This window comes from Corallococcus terminator (assembly GCF_003611635.1).
In the GTDB taxonomy this organism is placed as follows: domain Bacteria; phylum Myxococcota; class Myxococcia; order Myxococcales; family Myxococcaceae; genus Corallococcus; species Corallococcus terminator.
The window spans coordinates 1-935 of the sequence record NZ_RAVZ01000733.1; the positions used below are offsets into that span (position 1 = coordinate 1).

General features: G+C 73.9%; 1 protein-coding gene. It reads left to right on the forward strand.

Annotated features, from left to right (window positions below):
* Nucleotides 1-935 (forward strand): isochorismate synthase (locus D7V88_RS41850; RefSeq protein WP_120545990.1); only part of this gene is annotated, 935 nt, incomplete at both ends.

The following is a 935-nucleotide window of genomic DNA, read 5'->3' on the forward strand; positions in this document are numbered from 1 at the left end:
ACAGGTGCTGGGGGCGTTGGGCCACGACAGCGTGCGGTGGTTGGGCCCCGTGCCCACCCGCATGCCGGGGCCCTGGTTCGGAGGCATGCGCTTCAGCCCCACGGGGCAGGTGGACGGTGCCTGGCGCTCGCACGGGCTGGCGCGCTGGACGCTGCCGGAGGTGCTGGTGTGGCGCGAGGACAACGCGCTGTACGTCGCGGCCTTCGCCACCGAAGCGCATGGCGGAGAGGACATGGTGCGCGCGCGGCTGGAGCGCGTGCGTGCGTCCTTCCCGGAAGGCTATCGCCACGCGGTGGGCGCGCCGGTGGAACTGCGCACGTCGTCGTCGCGGCGGGACTTCGAGGCGCTGGTGGACCGTGCGGTGGAGGCCATCAGCGCGGGCTCCCTGCACAAGGTCGTGCTGGCGCGGGCGATGGACGCGGAAGGCCCGGGGCCGTTCGACGTGGTGGACGTGCTGGCGCGGTTGCGGGAGCAGAACCCCCGCTGCGCCACGTTCCTCTTCCGCGCGCCGGACGGGACGGGCTTCCTGGGTGCGACCCCGGAGACGCTGTGCCGGGTGGACGGGCGGGTGCTGGAGACGGAGGCGCTCGCGGGTTCGGCGGCGCCGGGGGCCGAAGTGGCGCTGGATGCCAGTGACAAGGATCAGCGCGAGCACGCGGCGGTGGTGCGCTACATCCTCCAGGCGCTCCAGCCGGTGGCGGCGAGCGTGTTCGCGGACGCGCAGCCGTCGGTGCTGGCGCTGAAGAACGTGATGCACCTGCGCACGGGGATCCGCGCGAGGCTGGACGAAGGCGTGGACACCGCGCAGGTCGTCACCGCGCTGCACCCCACGCCGGCGGTGGGCGGCACGCCGAGGGAGCTCGCGCTGTCGTTCCTGGTGGAGCACGAGGCCTTGGACAGGGGTTGGTACGCGGGGCCGGTGGGCTGGGTGGGAC